16 protein-coding genes are annotated in these 15782 nt (G+C 72.5%); 7 read left to right on the top strand and 9 right to left on the bottom strand.

Annotation, left to right across the window (positions count from 1 at the left end; all coding sequences use genetic code 11):
- Positions 1-29: 29 nt before the first annotated feature.
- The 4 genes from mnmG to QWZ14_RS14885 are packed head-to-tail and all read left to right on the top strand — an operon-like array spanning position 30 to position 4150.
- A complete protein-coding gene (mnmG, locus tag QWZ14_RS14870; protein ID WP_290317502.1) occupies positions 30-1904 on the top strand; it encodes a tRNA uridine-5-carboxymethylaminomethyl(34) synthesis enzyme MnmG in 1875 nt (624 codons plus the stop codon).
- A complete protein-coding gene (gene rsmG / locus QWZ14_RS14875; protein ID WP_290317503.1) occupies positions 1901-2515 on the top strand; it encodes a 16S rRNA (guanine(527)-N(7))-methyltransferase RsmG in 615 nt (204 codons plus the stop codon). The genes mnmG and rsmG overlap by 4 nt, the downstream gene beginning before the upstream one ends.
- Entirely contained in the window at positions 2502-3305 is an 804-nt protein-coding gene (locus tag QWZ14_RS14880) for a ParA family protein (protein WP_290317504.1), read from the top strand. Before rsmG ends, QWZ14_RS14880 begins: the two co-directional genes overlap by 14 nt.
- Positions 3302-4150 (top strand): ParB/RepB/Spo0J family partition protein, encoded by an 849-nt coding sequence (locus QWZ14_RS14885; protein ID WP_290317505.1) that lies wholly within the window; start codon positions 3302-3304, stop codon positions 4148-4150. Before QWZ14_RS14880 ends, QWZ14_RS14885 begins: the two co-directional genes overlap by 4 nt.
- Position 4151: 1 nt before the next feature.
- On the opposite strand, the gene holA is transcribed toward QWZ14_RS14885, so the two are convergent.
- The 3 genes from holA to leuS are packed head-to-tail and all read right to left on the bottom strand — an operon-like array spanning position 4152 to position 8285.
- Entirely contained in the window at positions 4152-5171 is a 1020-nt protein-coding gene (holA, locus tag QWZ14_RS14890) for a DNA polymerase III subunit delta (RefSeq protein WP_290317506.1), read from the bottom strand.
- Positions 5171-5746 (bottom strand): LPS assembly lipoprotein LptE, encoded by a 576-nt coding sequence (gene lptE / locus QWZ14_RS14895; protein ID WP_290317507.1) that lies wholly within the window; start codon positions 5744-5746, stop codon positions 5171-5173. The genes holA and lptE overlap by 1 nt, the downstream gene beginning before the upstream one ends.
- Positions 5712-8285, bottom strand: a complete 2574-nt coding sequence (gene leuS, locus QWZ14_RS14900) for a leucine--tRNA ligase (RefSeq protein ID WP_290317519.1) — start codon at positions 8283-8285, stop codon at positions 5712-5714. The genes lptE and leuS overlap by 35 nt, the downstream gene beginning before the upstream one ends.
- 201 nt (positions 8286-8486) lie before the next feature.
- Between leuS and QWZ14_RS14905 the strand changes: the two genes are divergently transcribed.
- Positions 8487-9620 carry an alpha/beta hydrolase family protein gene (locus QWZ14_RS14905; RefSeq protein WP_290317508.1) on the top strand — a complete coding sequence of 378 codons (1134 nt, stop codon included), beginning with the start codon at positions 8487-8489 and terminating at the stop codon, positions 9618-9620.
- A 95-nt stretch (positions 9621-9715) separates the two neighbouring features.
- Complete coding sequence (locus tag QWZ14_RS14910; protein WP_290317510.1) at positions 9716-10114, top strand: hypothetical protein; 399 nt, start codon at positions 9716-9718, stop codon at positions 10112-10114.
- Between the two features lie 42 nt (positions 10115-10156).
- Here QWZ14_RS14910 and QWZ14_RS14915 read toward each other — a convergent pair whose 3' ends face one another.
- The gene (locus tag QWZ14_RS14915; protein ID WP_290317511.1) at positions 10157-11119 is read right to left on the bottom strand and encodes an isocitrate lyase/PEP mutase family protein; all 963 of its coding nucleotides are present in this window, start codon (positions 11117-11119) and stop codon (positions 10157-10159) included.
- Between the two features lie 123 nt (positions 11120-11242).
- On the opposite strand from QWZ14_RS14915, the gene QWZ14_RS14920 reads away from it, so the two are divergent.
- Positions 11243-11665, top strand: coding sequence for a DUF1489 family protein (locus QWZ14_RS14920; RefSeq protein ID WP_290317512.1), 423 nt, complete (start codon positions 11243-11245; stop codon positions 11663-11665).
- On the opposite strand, the gene QWZ14_RS14925 is transcribed toward QWZ14_RS14920, so the two are convergent.
- The 5 genes from QWZ14_RS14925 to QWZ14_RS14945 form a co-directional block, all read right to left on the bottom strand.
- On the bottom strand, positions 11657-11980 hold the full coding sequence (locus tag QWZ14_RS14925) for a hypothetical protein (protein WP_290317514.1): 324 nt from the start codon (positions 11978-11980) through the stop codon (positions 11657-11659). The two genes, QWZ14_RS14920 and QWZ14_RS14925, sit on opposite strands and share 9 nt — an antisense overlap.
- Complete coding sequence (locus QWZ14_RS14930; RefSeq protein WP_290317515.1) at positions 11967-12650, bottom strand: AzlC family ABC transporter permease; 684 nt, start codon at positions 12648-12650, stop codon at positions 11967-11969. Before QWZ14_RS14930 ends, QWZ14_RS14925 begins: the two co-directional genes overlap by 14 nt.
- 411 nt (positions 12651-13061) lie before the next feature.
- The gene (locus QWZ14_RS14935) at positions 13062-13598 is read right to left on the bottom strand and encodes a DUF3576 domain-containing protein (protein ID WP_290317516.1); all 537 of its coding nucleotides are present in this window, start codon (positions 13596-13598) and stop codon (positions 13062-13064) included.
- A 109-nt stretch (positions 13599-13707) separates the two neighbouring features.
- Positions 13708-15108 (bottom strand): porin, encoded by a 1401-nt coding sequence (locus tag QWZ14_RS14940; RefSeq protein WP_290317517.1) that lies wholly within the window; start codon positions 15106-15108, stop codon positions 13708-13710.
- 242 nt (positions 15109-15350) lie between these two features.
- Positions 15351-15782 (bottom strand): thiamine phosphate synthase (locus tag QWZ14_RS14945; protein ID WP_290317518.1); only part of this gene is annotated, 432 nt, incomplete at its 5' end.

Genomic DNA, 15782 nt, shown 5'->3' on the forward strand with positions numbered 1-15782 from the left:
TGGGCCGGGGGTCGCGCTATACCGCCGGCATGTTCGACGCAATCTTCGACGTGGTGGTGATCGGCGGCGGCCATGCCGGCTGCGAGGCCGCGGCGGCGGCGGCCCGCTGCGGGGCCCGGACCCTGTTGCTGACGCATCGGCTGGAAACCCTGGGCGAGATGTCCTGCAACCCGGCCATCGGCGGGGTCGGCAAGGGGCATCTGGTGCGGGAGATCGATGCGCTCGACGGTATCATGGCGCGGGCGGCGGATGCGGCCGGCATCCATTTCAAGCTGTTGAACCGCAGCAAGGGGCCGGCCGTCCGTGGGCCGCGGGCGCAGGCGGATCGCGGGCTCTATCGCCAGGCGGTGCAGGCGCTGCTGCGGGCGACGCCGGGGCTGAGCATCCTGGCGGAGGCGGCCGAGGATCTGGTGGTGGATGATGCCGGCCGTATCGGCGGCGTGGTCACGGCCGCCGGCCGGCGGATCGGGGCAGGGGCCGTGGTGGTCACCACCGGGACGTTTCTCCGTGGCGAGATCCATATCGGCGATATCCGGACACCGGCGGGACGGGCCGGCGAGGCCCCCTCGAGCGGCCTGGCGCAGACCCTGCAACGGCTCGGCCTGCCGCTGGCCCGCCTGAAGACCGGCACGCCGCCGCGGCTGGATGGCCGCACCATCGACTGGGCCGCGCTCGAGGCGCAGCCGGGCGATGACCCGCCCGAGCCGCTGTCCTGGATGACCGAGCGGATCACCAACCGGCAGGTCGCCTGCGGCATCACGGCGACCACGCCGGCGACCCACACGTTGATCCGGGCGAACCTCCATCGGAGCGCGATCCATGCCGGGCACATCTCGGGCATGGGTCCGCGGTACTGCCCCTCGATCGAGGACAAGGTGGTGCGCTTCGCCGGGCGGGAGCGGCACCAGATCTTCCTGGAGCCGGAAGGCCTGGAGGATGACACCGTCTATCCGAACGGCATCTCGACCAGCCTGCCGGCGGCGGTGCAGGAGGCCCTCGTCGCCTCCATCCCGGGCCTGGGGCGGGCACGGATCCTGCGGCCGGGGTATGCCATCGAATACGATTACGTCGATCCGCGGTCGCTGGCGCCGACGCTGGAGGTGCGCCGGGCGCCGGGGCTGTTCCTGGCCGGCCAGATCAACGGCACGACCGGGTACGAGGAAGCGGCGGCGCAGGGGCTGATGGCGGGGATCAATGCGGCCTGCCGGGCCGGTGGCGCGGAGCCTGACCGGGTCCTGCTGCGGAGCGAGGCCTATACCGGGGTCCTGGTGGATGATCTGGTCTTGCAGGGGGTGACGGAGCCCTACCGCATGCTCACCGCGCGTGCCGAATTCCGCCTGGCGCTGCGGGCGGATAATGCGGGGCTGCGGCTGATGGACGCGGGCCTTCGCTGGGGCTGCATCGGTCCGGAACGCGCCGTGCTGCAGCGCGACTTCCGGCTCGCCCTCGAGGATGCCCTTGCCCGGGCCCGGCAGGATGGACGGACGCCGGCGCAATACGCCACGGCGGGCATCCCGGTGAACCAGGACGGCCGTTGGCGAAGCGCCCTGGAGGTGCTGGCCTTGCCGGCGATGACCAGCGAGGCCGCGGTGCAGGTGTTTCCGTGGCTCGGGGATCTGCCGCTGCGGGTGCGGGCGGAGCTGGAAGCCCAGGCGCTCTATGCGCCCTATCTCGAACGGCAGTCGAGCGAGTTGCGCATCCTGGAGCGGGAGGAGAAGCTGGCGATCCCGCAGCTGCTGGATTTCGCCGAGGTCTCAGGCCTCTCGGCCGAGATGCGGCAGAGGCTGACGATGTCGCGGCCAGCGACGCTGGGCGGGGCCGGGCGGGTGCCAGGCATCACGCCTGCGGCCCTGGCGGCCCTGGCTGTTCATTTGCGGCGCGTCCCGCCGGGACGTTTCACGTGAAACAGGCCGGCGAGGCCTTCGGTGTTTCACGTGAAACCGAGGAGAAGCTGCGCGCCTACATGGCGTTGCTGATTCGCTGGAACGCCCGAATCAACCTGGTCGCCGACGCGGAGCCCGACAGCCTGTGGCGGCGGCATGTCGTCGATTCGATGCAGCTCGTCCCTCTCGTGCCAGATATCGCCGGGCCCTGTGTCGACCTGGGGTCGGGCGCCGGCTTTCCCGGCCTGGTCCTGGCCGCCGCAACCGGCTGCGAGATGCATCTGGTCGAGTCCGACAAGCGGAAATGCGCCTTCCTGCAGGAAGCGGCCCGGATGCTGGCCCTGCCAGGGGTGACGGTGCATGCCGCCCGCATCGACGCGGTCGTCCTGCCGCCCGCGATGCTCCTCACTGCCCGTGCCCTGGCACCTTTGCCGGAGCTGCTGCGCCATGCCCATCGCATCCTGGCACCCGGCGGCGTCGCGCTCTTTCCGAAAGGGCGCAGCGTCGCCCAGGAATTGACGGCTGCCGCTGCCGGCTGGACTATGCGCATAGAGCGCTTTCCCAGCGTCACCGAACCCGATTCGACCATCCTCAGACTGAGTGAGATTTCCCCTGTCAGTGCCCTTGCCTGACCGCACCCTGCCGCGTGTCATCTCCCTCGCCAACCAGAAGGGCGGCGTGGGCAAAACCACGACTGCCGTCAACCTGGCGGCCGCCCTGGCCGCCGAAAGCCGCGTGCTGTTGATCGACCTGGATCCGCAGGGCAATGCCTCCACGGGGCTCGGCGTGGACCGCTCGGACCGCGGCGCCGGCTCCTATGCGCTGATGATCGAGGACCGGCCCCTGGCCGAAGTGACCCGCACGACGCCGGTGCCCAACCTGTCCCTGGTGCCGGCCGACGGTGACCTCGCCGGGGCCGAGATCGAGCTCGTGGCGCTCGGCGCCCGGGAGAAGCGGCTGCAGAGCATCCTTCAGGCCGCCCCAGGTCTGGCCGAGGCCTACGACTACATCTTCCTCGATTGCCCGCCGTCGCTCGGCCTCATCACCCTCAATGCCCTGGTCGCCTCCGACGGGGTGCTCGTGCCGCTGCAGACAGAATTCTACGCCCTGGAAGGCGTCAGCCAGATCACCAAGACGATCGAACGGGTGCGCCGGGCGATGAATCCCGGCCTGGCGCTCGAGGGAATCCTGCTGACCATGTACGACCGGCGGAACAACCTTTCGGAGCTGGTCGCCCAGGATGTGCGCGGCTTCTTCAAGGACAAGGTTTTCGATACCGTGATACCGCGCAACATCCGGGTCAGCGAAGCGCCCTCCCACGGCCTGCCGGTCAATCTCTACGATCCGCGGTCGCCGGGTGCCCAGGCCTATGCGGCGCTCGCCATCGAATTCCGCCGGCGCGAGAAGGCCCGCGCGCCATGAAGCCGCCGCGCCTGGGCCGGGGCCTCTCGGCACTGCTCGGCGAAGCTCCTGGCGGCAGCACGGTTGCCGCGGGCGAAGGCCTGCGCAACCTGCCCATCGAGATGCTGGAGCCGGGGCCCTTCCAGCCGCGCGGCCCGGCGGATCAGGCCCCGCTGCAGGAATTGGCCGACAGCATCCGGGAACACGGTGTGCTGCAGCCCATCCTGGTGCGGGCCAAGCCCGGCGCCCCCGGCCTCTTCCAGATCATCGGCGGCGAGCGCCGCTGGCGCGCCGCCCAGCTGGTGCCGCTGCACGAGGTGCCGGTCGTCATCCGGGAACTGGGCGACCGCGAGGCGATGGCGGCCGGGCTGGTCGAGAACCTGCAGCGCCAGGACCTCAATGCCCTGGAAGAGGCCGAGGGCTACCGCCGCCTGCTGGAGGAATTCGGCCTGACCCAGGACAAGCTCGGCCAGGCGGTCGGCAAGAGCCGCAGCCATGTGGCGAATACGCTGCGGCTGCTGGCCCTGCCGGACCGGGTGCGGGAATTGCTGCGCGACGGGGCGCTGACCGCCGGCCATGCCCGGGCGCTGCTGACGGCAACCGACCCGGTCGGCTTGGCCCTGCAGGTGGTTGATCGCGGCCTCAATGTCCGGCAGGCCGAGGCGCTGGCCGCGGCCAAGCCGCGCGACCTGCCGGAGAAATCCCCAAGGGGCGAGCCCGAGGTGCTGGCGCTGGAGCGTGAGCTCTCGGAACGGCTGGGCCTGCGCATCGCCATCCGCACCAGCGGCCGCGGCGGCCAGGTGACCATCAGCTACCGCGACCTGGACCAGCTGGACGGCGTGATCCGCCTGCTCCAGGGCAGCTGACCTACCGCCGGGCGGCGGCTTGGCGGGCCAGGGTGGCAAGGATGGTCCGGGCGATGACCTCGGCCGGGATGCCGGTCGTCTTGGTGCGCCGCTCCGCCTCCAGCAGCGCGGTGCCCGCCGCCTCCAGGCTGTCCGGCCGCCAGAGCCGCAGCGCCCGCTCGAAGGCCGGCTTGTGGCGGAAGAAGACCGGCGGCCGCAGCCCCTCCACCGCGGCGGAGGCCGCCGCGCCGCCGGCCACCGCCAGCGCCGCCAGCTGCAGCCGCTGCACGTGCCGCAGCGCGGCCCGCACCACCTGCACCGCATTGGCGCCCTCGGCAAAGGCGGTGTCGAGCGCCTTGTCGGCCGAGGCCAGATCCCCGGCCAGCGCCGCCATCAGCGCCTCCTCCAGGTCGAGGGCGGAGCCTTCGGCGACGCAGGCGACCGCCGCCTCCGGCGTCACCCGGCCCCCGGCGCCGACGAAGAGGGCCAGCTTCTCCAGCTCCCGCCGCAGCAGCATGCGGTCCTCTCCCAGCCGCTGGGCCAGCCATTCCAGCGCCGCGGGCTCCGCCGTCACCCCCAGCTCCTGCAGGATGCGGGCGATGGAGCCGGACAGCTCCGATCCCCGCTCGCGGTAGCAGGCGATCACCGCGCCCGCGGCCGAGCCCTCGACCGCCTTGTAGAGCGCCGTGCTGGTCCGCAGCTCGGGGGCTTCCATCACCACCAGCCCAGGCCCGGGGCCGGCCAGCGCCGCCCTGGCGGCATTGGCCGGCGCCACGCCATCACCCACCTCCCGCACCCGGACCAGGCAGCGCCCACCGGTCAGCGGCGGGCTGGCGGCCTCGGTGGCCAGCAGCCCGGCGCTGCGCAGCCCGTCCCGGGGAACCTCGACCAGGCGCAGCGCATCGCCCTCCGCCACGCTGCGGACCAGGGCCTCGGCCCTTTCGCGGATCAGGCCGGGATCATCGCCATGCAGCAGCACCACCCGGCAGGACCCCGGGTCGGCCAGGAAGGCGCTGACCCGCCGGGCATCCAGCTTGGCCATCAGCCCGTCGCCGCAGCTTCCTTGCGCCGCCGCAGCTCCATCGCGACCTGCCGCGTGACCTCGTCCGAGACGCCCTCCATCAACCGCTCCAGCGCGGCATCGCGGGAGGAATCGGCGGCGAAGAACTGGAGATCGGGGATGTTGAAGGCGTCGATCTCGCGGAAGGGGATGCCCGAGGCCGCGATGCGCTCCGGCGGCACCCCCAGGGTCGAGAGGTTCCAGTTGCCCGCCAGGGTGAAACGGACCCGGGTGATGGCGCCATCCCGCCGGTAGCCCAGGATCTCGGAACCCAGCTCGATCGCGACATTCAGCAGGTAGCGGGCCGGGGTGCCGGGCTGGCTGTCCTCCATCCGGCGTTGCAGGCTGCGCCGCAGCAGCTGGCCGGTGCGGTCCGCCAGCGGCCCGATCCGCACCGCAGCCAGCTCGGACTGCAGGCCCTCCTGGCCGCCATCGGCCGTGGCGATGGGCCCGTACAGCGGGCGGAAGCCGCAGCCGGACAGGCCCAGCAGCCCGCCCAGCAGCCCCCGCCTGGACCAGCCGCTAGACCACGAAATTGACGACTCGTCCCGGGACATGGATGCGCTTCCGGATGGGGCGACCGGCGATGGAACGCTGCACGTTCTCATCTCCTTCCGCCAGGGAGAAGATCGTAGCTTCGTCGGCATCGGTGGCCACTTCAATGGTGCCGCGCAGCTTGCCCAGGACCTGGACCGCCAGGGTCACGGTCTCGGCCTTGAGCAGGGCGGGGTCCGGCTCCAGCCAGGGCAGCTCGGCCACCAGGGTCTCCTCGTCGGGCCGCAGCAGCGACCAGAGCTCCTCCGCCAGATGCGGCATCATCGGGCTGGCCAGCCGCGCCAGGGCTTCCAGCGCCTCGCGCCGGGCCGCGCCCAGGTCGCCGCTCGCGTCGCCGATGGTATTGGCGAATTCGTGGATCCGGGCGACCGCGACGTTGAAGGCGAAGCCCTCCAGCGCCTCGGTGACCGCGGCGATGGTGCGATGCGTCGCCTGGCGCAGCTTGCGGGCGGCGCCCTCGGCCGCCTCAACCGGGGCCCCGGCCGGCGGCAGGCCGGGCAGGGCCGTGGCGGCGAGGCGATAGACCCGCTGGGTGAAGCGGAAGGCACCGGCCACGCCGCTCTCGGTCCATTCCATGTCCCGCTCGGGCGGGTTGTCGCTGAGGATGAACCAGCGCGCGGTATCGGCGCCGTACTTGCCGATGATGGCGCCGGGGTCGACCGTGTTGCGCTTCGACTTGGACATGGCCTCGACCCGGCCGATGGTCACCGGGGCATTGCCGCCCTTCAGCGTCGCGCTGCGGCTGCCGTCGGCGGCGAGGGCGAAGTCCACCTCCTCCGGATAGAGCCACTGGCCCTCGGCCGATTTGTAGCTCTCATGCGTTACCATGCCCTGGGTGAAGAGCCCGGCGAAGGGCTCCGCCAGCTTCAGGTGGCCGGTCTCGCGCATGCCGCGGGTGAAGAAGCGGCTGTAGAGCAGGTGCAGGATCGCATGCTCGATGCCGCCGATATACTGGTCGACCGGCAGCCAGGCATCGACCGCGTCCCGCACCACCGGCGCCTCGGCATGCGGCGAACAGAAGCGGGCGAAGTACCAGCTGCTGTCGACGAAGGTGTCGAAGGTATCGGTCTCCCGCCGGGCCGGCTTGCCGCAGGCCGGGCAGTCCACGTGCTTCCAGCTCGGGTGGTGGTCCAGCGGATTGCCGGGCTTCGAGAAGTCGACGTCGTCCGGCAGCTTCACTGGCAGGTCGGCCGCGGGCACCGGCAGCACGCCGCAGGCCTCGCAGTGGATGACCGGGATCGGGCAGCCCCAGTAGCGCTGGCGGGAGACGCCCCAGTCGCGCAGCCGCCAGTTCACCACGCCAGTGCCCTGGCCCACCGCCTCCAGCCGGGCGATCGCCGCGCGCTTGGCCTCGGTCACGCCGAGCCCGTCGAGGAAGCCGGAATTGAAGCTGGTGCCCTCGTCGGTGAAGGCGACGTCGCCGACCGCGAAGCTGGCCGCATCGGCGCCCGGCGGCAGCACCACCGGCGTCACGCCGAGCCCGTACTTGCGGGCGAAGTCGAGGTCGCGCTGGTCATGCGCGGGGCAGCCGAAGATCGCGCCGGTGCCGTATTCCATCAGCACGAAATTGGCGATCCAGACGGGGAAGCTGGCGCCCTCGATGAAGGGATGCGCGACGCGGAAGCCGGTGTCGTAGCCGCGCTTCTCCGCCTGCTCGATCGCCACTTCGCTGGTGCCCATGCGGCGGCATTCGGCGACGAATTCGGCAGCGGCCGGGTCGCGCGCGGCCGCGGCCGCGGCCAGCGGATGCTCGGCGGCGACCGCGAGGAAGCTCATCCCGAACAGCGTGTCGGGCCGGGTGGTGAAGACCTCCACCTCCTCGGCGCGGTCCTGCAGCCGGAAGCGCACCCGGGCGCCCTCGCTGCGGCCGATCCAGTTGGCCTGCATCAGCTTCACCCGCTCCGGCCAGCGGTCGAGGTCGCCGAGCGCCTCCAGCAGGTCGGGGGCGAATCTGGTGATGGCGAAGAACCACTGGGAGAGCTGCTTCTTCTCGACCAGCGCGCCGCTGCGCCAGCCGCGGCCGTCGATCACCTGCTCATTGGCCAGCACGGTGCCGTCGACCGGGTCCCAGTTGACCCAGCTCTCCTTCCGCTCGACCAGGCCCGCGGCCAGGAAGTCGAGGAAGAGCTTCTGCTGCTTGCCGTAGTATTCCACGTCGCAGGTGGCGAATTCGCGGGCCCAGTCGATCGACAGGCCCATGCGCTTCAGCTCGGCGCGCATGGCGGCGATGTTGTCGTAGGTCCACTTGCCCGGGTGGATCTTGCGCTCACGCGCCGCATTCTCCGCCGGCAGGCCGAAGGCGTCCCAGCCCATCGGGTGCATGACCTGATGGCCGCGGGCGCGCTTGTAGCGGGCGACCACGTCGCCGAGGGTGTAGTTCCGCACATGCCCCATGTGGATCTTGCCGCTGGGGTAGGGAAACATCTCGAGCACGTAGTACTTCGGCCGGCTGCCGTCGGGCACGTCCGGCACCACGAAGCAGGCGCGGCGATCCCACTCGGCCTGCCAGCGCGGCTCGGCGGCGGCGAAGTCGTGGCGCATCTCGGGGCGGGTCTCTGGACGGTTTTCTGGGCGGGTGCTGCTGCTGGCGTCGCTCATGGCTATCGATGACCTGATTGGCCCTAGGGAATAAGCCGAGCCCCGCGCCGTGGGAAGGGCCAGCGGCAGCCGCAGGATGGCCTTAGACCGTTGCCGGGACGTTTCCTCTGGGGGCAAACTGCGGCAGCCCCGCCTGGAAACCCGATGCGCCTGATTCTCGCCGTGCTTTGGCTGTCGTTCGGTCCGGTCCCGGGCCTGTCGTGGCAAGCCTCCGGCCAGACCGCCGAGGAGGCCTACCGCCGCGTCTTCTCGATCAGCGCCCTCGGAACCCCGGGGCCCTCGCTCGGCCTCGCGGCGGCCTATGCCCTGGTGTACCGCGGGCTGGTGCCGCATGCCGCATTCGCCCTGGCGCGGGATGCCACCGGGCGCTCCGCCTGGGGCTATGCCGGCGGCGCCGCGACGCCGGAGGCGGCCGAGGCCTCGGCGCTGCAGCGCTGCCGCGGGTCCCTGGGCGGGCTGCAGGCGGAATGCCGGATCATCCTGCGCGACCTGGACCCGGTGGGCGGCGACCCCGGCACCGCCGTCGTCCAGGGCAGCCTCGGCCCCTTCCGCTGGAGCCCGCTGCATCTGCGCCGGGGCGCGCAGGCGGCGCGGGGGGCGGTGATCTGGGCGCATGGCTACGGCGGGGCGGACCGCGACCTCCGCCGCCTGCCGTCCCCCGGCTTCGTCACCATCCTCAACGACGCCGGCTGGGACGTGCTGCGCTTCGACCGGGCGCCCGGCGACGACGCGCTTTTCACCACCCTGCCGCGGCTGACCGAGGGCCTGGCCGCGGTGCGGGCGGCGGGCTACCGGCAGATCGTGCTGGGCGGCCAGTCCCGCGGCGGCTGGCAGGCCATCATGGCGGCCAGCGCGCGGCCGGAGCTGGTCGATGCGGTGATCGCCATGGCCCCGGCGGCGCATGGCGAGGCGAACCGGGCGAACAACCTGCTCGCCGGCCTCGACGACTTCCGCCGGCTGCTGGCGGGGCTGCCGCCCGGGCCACGCCTGGCGGTGGCGCTCTTCGACGGCGACGACTTCGACCCCGATCCGGAGCGCCGGGCGCGGATGGTCGAGGAGCTGTCGCGCGACCGGGCGGCCCCGACCCTGGCGCTCTGGCCGCAGGCGCCCGGCCAAGGCGCGGGGGGCCAGCCACAGCCGCAGTCGCTCCGTGGCCATGGCGCGGCCTACGACCTGAGGTTCACCCTGCTCTACGGCGCCTGCCTGCTGACCCTGGTGCAGGGTCCCGAGGCGGCCGCCCCGCGCGGGGTGCGGCGGGCGGCCTGCGGCGGCGGCTGAGCGCAGGGACGTGATTGTCTTTGCGGCGAGCTCTCGTAATAGTTGGATGCTGCTCATTAATGAAACGCGTATCCAGGGATCCGGAGGTTGATCCCATGCGCCTTTTGTTCATGTTTCCGGTTATCGCCCTTGCCGCCTGCACCGTCCCGGGGACCGATGGACCGGCCGAGGCCGACTTGGCCGCCGTGCGGCAGGTGTCCATGTCCGGCCCGAGCCTGAGCTGGCAGGAGCTGCGCATCCACCCGACGCTGATGCGCCGGGCCTGCGCCGTCAGCACGCTGGTCAACGAGGACGGCCAGACGGTCGGCTACTGCGTCGGCGGCCGGCAGTGCCGGACCAACGACTGGCGGCCGATCGAGCCGGGCTGCAACCGTTCGCCGGAGTATCGCGCCGGCCCGATCTCCACCCCGCCGGCGACGCCGGCCGTGGCCCCGGCCGGCCCGCCGGCGGCGGTCCCGGCGGGCCCGACGATGGACATCGCCCGGATCCGCTGACCCCCGGGTCCCAGGCCGCGCCGGGGACGGCGCGGCCCGGGCCTAGCCCTTGGCCTCCGGCATGTGGCCGAGGGTGCCCGCGTACTTCTCCTGCGCCCCGGCGGGCAGGAAGGCCTCCTCCAGCGCGCGGATGCGGTCGAAGCCGGCGAAGAGGTGGACGTTGCCCAGGGGATGCACCTTGGTCCGGGCATCCACCTCGGCCTCGGCCAGGGCGCCCTGCTGCTTCATCGCCACCGCCAGGTCATGCACCGCCATGATGGTCTGGCGCAGCACCGCGCCGGGCAGGATGGTGACGGCGATGCCGAGCTCGGCCATGTCGGCTTCCGACAGCCGCGGCGAGATGCCGGTCTGGTTGTAGAAGACCGGGCCGTTCACCCGGCGGCAAACCTCGGCGATCTCCGCCCGGCTGGCCGGGCCCTCGACGAAGGCGAGGTCGGCCCCGGCCTCAAGGAAGAGGTTGGCACGGGCGATGGCCTCATCCAGGCTGCCGCCATGGGCGCCGCGGGCATCGGTGCGGGCGACCAGGGTGAAGTCGGCATCGAGCGCCGCCCGGGTCTCGCTGGCGGCGCGGATCTTGGCGACGGCCTCCTCGCGGCCGATCACCTCGCGGCCGGCGACATGACCGCAGCGCTTGGGCGCGACCTGGTCCTCGATATGGATTCCGGCGACGCCGGCGCGGATGTACTCCTCCACCGTGCGGACCACGTTGATGGCGTTGCCGAAGCCGGTATCGGCATCGGCGATCAGCGGCGCGGTGATGGCGCCGGCGATGAGCCGGGCATTCATCGCCATCTCGGTCAGGGTGATCAGCCCGGCATCCGGCAGGCCCAGCAGGCTGAGCGAGGTGCCGTAGCCGGTCATGTAGATCGCCTCGTGCCCCGCATGCTCGAGGATGCGGGCGGTCAGGGCATTGTAGCAGCCGGGCAGCACCAGCGGCGTGCCGCGGGCCAGCATGGCGCGGAAGCGGGTGGTCGGGCGGGCGGCGGAGCCTTGGCCGAGGCGCATGGTGGCGTTTTCCCCTGGGACGTCGGCGCCAGTCTCGGCCGCTGCCACGCCGGGTCAAGCGGGGTGCCGCACCGGTATACGAATGGCCCTTGCGGCGTGGCGCGGCGAGGGTACATCCGGGGTGTGCTGCACCTTCTCAAGCTGTCGGTCGGCCCCAGGGACGTGGGGCAATTGCGGGCCATCCAGGCACGGCGGGCCTCGGTCGACCCGCCGCTTCGCCACCAGACCCGGATGATGCCGAAGCGGGCGGCGGAGCTGTGCGAGGGTGGCTCGATCTACTGGGTGGTCGCCGGCTTCATCCAGGTGCGCCAGCGCATCCTGGACGTCATCGAGGAGGCCTGGGACGACGGCACCCGCTGCGCCGGGCTGGTGCTGGACCCCGAGCTGGTGCCGGTCGCGGCGCGCCAGACCAAGGCCTTCCAGGGCTGGCGCTACCTGGCGCCGGACGCGGCCCCGGCCGACGTGGTCGCGGGCAGCGAGGCGCTCGGCACCGATGCCATGCCCGAGGCGCTGCGCGCCGAACTTCGCGCCCTCGGCCTATTGTAGCAGGGCGCGCACCGCCAGCAGCGCCACCAGGCCGAGCGCCAGCGCCGGCAGCAGCCGGCCCCGCAGCGCCGCGAAGGCCAGCAGCCCGCCCGCCAGCCCGACCAGCCGCGCCGCCAGCGGGATGCCGGCCACGGCACCGCCGGGCGCCACCACCGCCAGGGCGACGAAGGCCGCGAGCGTCGCCTGGGACACCGCGGCGGCCCAGGCGATCAGCGGATGGTCCGGCCGCAGCGCCCCGGCCACCAGCAGGCCCAGGGCGCGCAGCAGCAGCATCGCCAGGGCGGCGAGCGGCAGGGCCAGCTCAGCGCCGGGCATGCCGCCGGCCGATCAGGAAGGCCAGGGTGCCGCCCAGCAGCCCGGCCGTCAGCAGGCCCCAGGCGGGCGGCAGCAGCAGGGCGGCGGGGGCGGCGAGGACCCCGGCCAGGATGGCCCGGCGCGGCCCTTCCAGCCGCAGATCGGCGGCCAGCAGCAGGGCGAAGTAGAGCGGGTTGGTGAAGAGCAGCGCGGCCAGGACCAGCGGGCTCAGCGACGGCGCCGCCCAATGGCCGATGGCGGTCGCCAGCCCAGCCACCCCCCAGGAGACCAGGGCGAAGCCGAGGAACCAGGGCAGCCGTCGCGGCTCCGCCAAATGCGGCAGCACCCGCATGGCGGCGGCCCAGGGGGTGATGGCGATGAAGGGCAGTGCCAGCCAGCGCCGCCGCCCGCGGCCGAGCCAGGGCGCCAGCGCCAGGGCCATCGGCAGGAAGCGGGCATTGGCGGCCGTCGCCCCCAGCGCCGCCGGCACCACCCCAGCGGCACCGGCCTGCAGCAGCACGAGCTGCCCGGCCATGCCGTAGACGAAGAGCGAGGCGCCGAGCGCCCAGCCGAGCCCGAGCCCCGCGGCCGCCACCGCGGCGCCGAAGGCCAGGAAGGTGGCGCCCATGGCGAGGGCGGGGGCGCCCAGGGCGGCCGTCGCGCCGGGGCGGAGAGCATGCAGGCCTGTCATCGATCCACCGGCATCCTGCCATGCGCCGCGGGCGCTGCCACCCTTCGCCGGATGGCCGCGGATTAAGCGCGCGCCGGCCCCTGGCGATCCTACTGGCCCGCGCCTTCGCCGGCTTCCGGCAGCTCAGCGTCGGGGCCTACCCGGACCCATTGCCGCCCACCGTGGTTGTCATCACCCGGAACGCCGGGCAGGGCGCCGAGGAGGTCGAGCGCTGCATCGCCGTCCCGATTAAGGTCGGGCGGTCCGGCATGTCGAGCTGTCGAAGGTGCGCTCCGTGGTCTCGGCATTTCACCCTCGCCTGCACCACCGAGCAGGCGCTGCAGCCGGTGCTGAACCGGCTGGGCCAGACCAACCGGCCTGCTGGCCGCGGTCCCGGTGGGCGCGGCGTCCTGGCCCGGCGCCGCGGGTGGCTCAGCGGGAGGCGGACTGGCTCCGCAGCTCGCGGGCGCGGGCCAGGACCTTGTCCTCGAGGTCGGAGTTGGTGGCGGCGGAGACGGTGCTGTCCACCCACTGGCCGCGGTCCAGGGTCTGGCGGAAGACCTGGACCCGCACGCCGTCCGACCGCAGCTGGCGGCCGAGCACGTAGGCCTGGGCCCGGAAGCGCTCGTTGTTGGCCGAGGCGGGCGTGTACCATTCGGTGATGATGGTGCCGCCGAAGGGATCGGCCGAGGCCAGCGGCATGAAGGAGAGCGTGTCCAGCGTCGCGCGCCAGAGGTAGGCGTTCACGCTGAGGCCGCTGCCGCCGCCGTTCGCCGCGGCTTCCCGCGCTTCCCGGTCCTTGTCCACGCCGAAGACCACGAGGCCGGCGTTGGAGCCGAGCGGGCGGTTGCGGGCGCGGCCGTTGCGCCAGTCCCCGTATTCGTCGTTCTGCACCAGCCGCTGGTTCGCAGCGCCGCAGGCGGAGAGCAGGGGAAGAAGCACGCCGAGGGCGAGGAGGGCAGGTTTCATGGCGCCCGCACGATAGGCGGGTTCGTTCGCCAATCAAGCCACAAATGAGCGGAGAATTGAAAAGGGGTGGCAGGTTGCCCTGCCACCCCCGCTTTCCGGCCCCGAAGGATCAGAAGGCCAGTCGGGTGCCCACGATGAAGACCTTCGCGGTGGCCCGGTCCTGGACGCCCGGGTTCGAGGGGTCGAGGTCGCGGCCGCGCTCGGCAACCGTGTAGCTGCTGTACTCGGCGAGCAGGTCGAGGCCCGGCGCCAGGCGGTAGTTGCCGCCGATGCCGTAGCCGAGGCGGCGCATCATGCCGGCGCCGTTGGCGAAGTCGGCACGACGGGTCAGGCCGCTCGGGTTGCCGGCGGTCGGGCCGGTGAAGGCGGAGCGGCTGTTGCCCTCGAAGGTGCCGATCACGTAGTTGCCGCCGACGGTGAACGGTCCCATCGTGTAGCTGGCGCCCGCGAAGAACTGATCCATGGGACGGTCACCGCGGAGGGTGTTGCCCCAGAAGAAGTTGCTGTCGCCGTGCTCGTACTGCGCGCCGACCGTGAAGCCGTAGGCCGAGGCCTGGGCACCCACCTGGAAGACGTTCAGGTTGTTGAACACGCGGGCCTGCGTGCCGTTGAGGGTCAGCTCGCGGGCCGCGCCGGCGCCGACGTAGCCACCGGTGACGGCCAGGCCGACGCCGGCCAGGCTGCCGCGCCAACGCACCGCCGCCTGGTACTCGTTGCGGCGGGCGGAGAAGTTCGGGCCGGCCGCGGCAACGCCGAAGCCGCTGGCGCCGGTGAAGGCGTAGGAGCTGTCGCAGAAGCCGCTGGACTGGTTGGTCGAGCAGCCGGTGTCTTCGCCTTCGTTGTAGTTGAACGCGAAGCTCGCGCCGAAGTCGAAGCCGAAGAACTGCGGCGAGAGGTAGATGATCTTGGTGTTGTCGCCGAGCGCGCCCGGGGCCGTCGTCGTGCGGTCGTTGGCCTGCCGCGAGACGAAGGATTCACGGTCACCGTAGACGCCGCCGGAGCCGAAGTTGGTCACGACGCCGCTGTTCATCAGGCCGCCGACCGGGCCGTCCTCGTCGCCGAAGCGGATCTGGCCGAAGGTGGGGGAGGCGATGAAGGCGTAGTATTCGTCGATGCTGGCGGTGGACTTGCCGGTGCTCGCCCGCTGCTGGACGATGTTGCGGCCTTCCTGCTGGTTGAAGGCGATCTCGACCACGGCGCCGTAGCTGAGGCCGTTGGCGGTCTTGCCGTTGACGAAGACATGCACTTCGGCGTCGGTGCTGAAGTCGTTCTTCGACAGGCGGGCGATGTTGCCGGTGCTGTCGGCGGGCAGGTTGCCGGTGGCGCCGCCGGTGCCGGTCGGCAGGGTCGACGGGCCGGTCGAGTTACGGCCGGTCTGCTGCGTGTTGCCGTAGTAGGCCCGGAAGAAGCCACCGATCCGGACGGTCGGGGCTTCCTGCGCCACGGCAACCGCCGGGGCCAGAAGCGCCGCGCCGACCACCGCGGTCGTGCCCAGCAGTATCTTGCGCATCATAAAACCTCCTCACTCGCCAGGCACGCCCGGCTATTCCCTCAACCCACCCGCCCCCCCGCAGCGCAAGCTGCTTTGACAGGTGCCGCATCCGACCCGGCATGTGCCGGCCGCCGGACGTGACCGGGTCCGCACCGGACTATGGTCCACCAGAATAAAGCCGGGCAACCTGGCAACTTCTGCCGCCGCGACTTCCCTGAGACACTGTGGCGGAGGAGCCACATGCCTGGCGGCCACATCTGTTACCCGGCGGTGAAGGCCTGCGTCCGGCGCCCGGTCGAGCTCCCGGACAGGCCGCCGATCGCCGCCAGGCCCGCGGTCCGGCGCGGCAGGCGGGCGGCATTGCCGGGCGTGATCCCGCCGAGGGCGACCACCGCCCGGCCCCCGGCCCGGGCCGCCAGGGATGCCCAGCGCAGCGGCCCCAGCGCCGGGGCGCCCGGATGGCTGCGGGTGGGAAAGACCGGGGAGAGGATGACCGCCGTCGCGCCCAGCCGCCGCGCCCGGGCGAGGCCGGCGCGGCCGTGCGCGGCGACGGTCAGCACCAGGCCCCGCCGGCGCCGGGCCAGCAGGAAGGGCAGCAGCCCCGGCGTGGCGCGGCGGTCCGGCACATGCAGCCCGGCGCGCTGGCGCAGGGCGAGACGGCCGTCGGCGGCGCCCAGCAGCAGCAGCCGGCG

The sequence above is a fragment of the Paeniroseomonas aquatica genome (assembly GCF_030409335.1).
Taxonomy (GTDB): Bacteria; Pseudomonadota; Alphaproteobacteria; order Acetobacterales; family Acetobacteraceae; genus Belnapia; species Belnapia aquatica.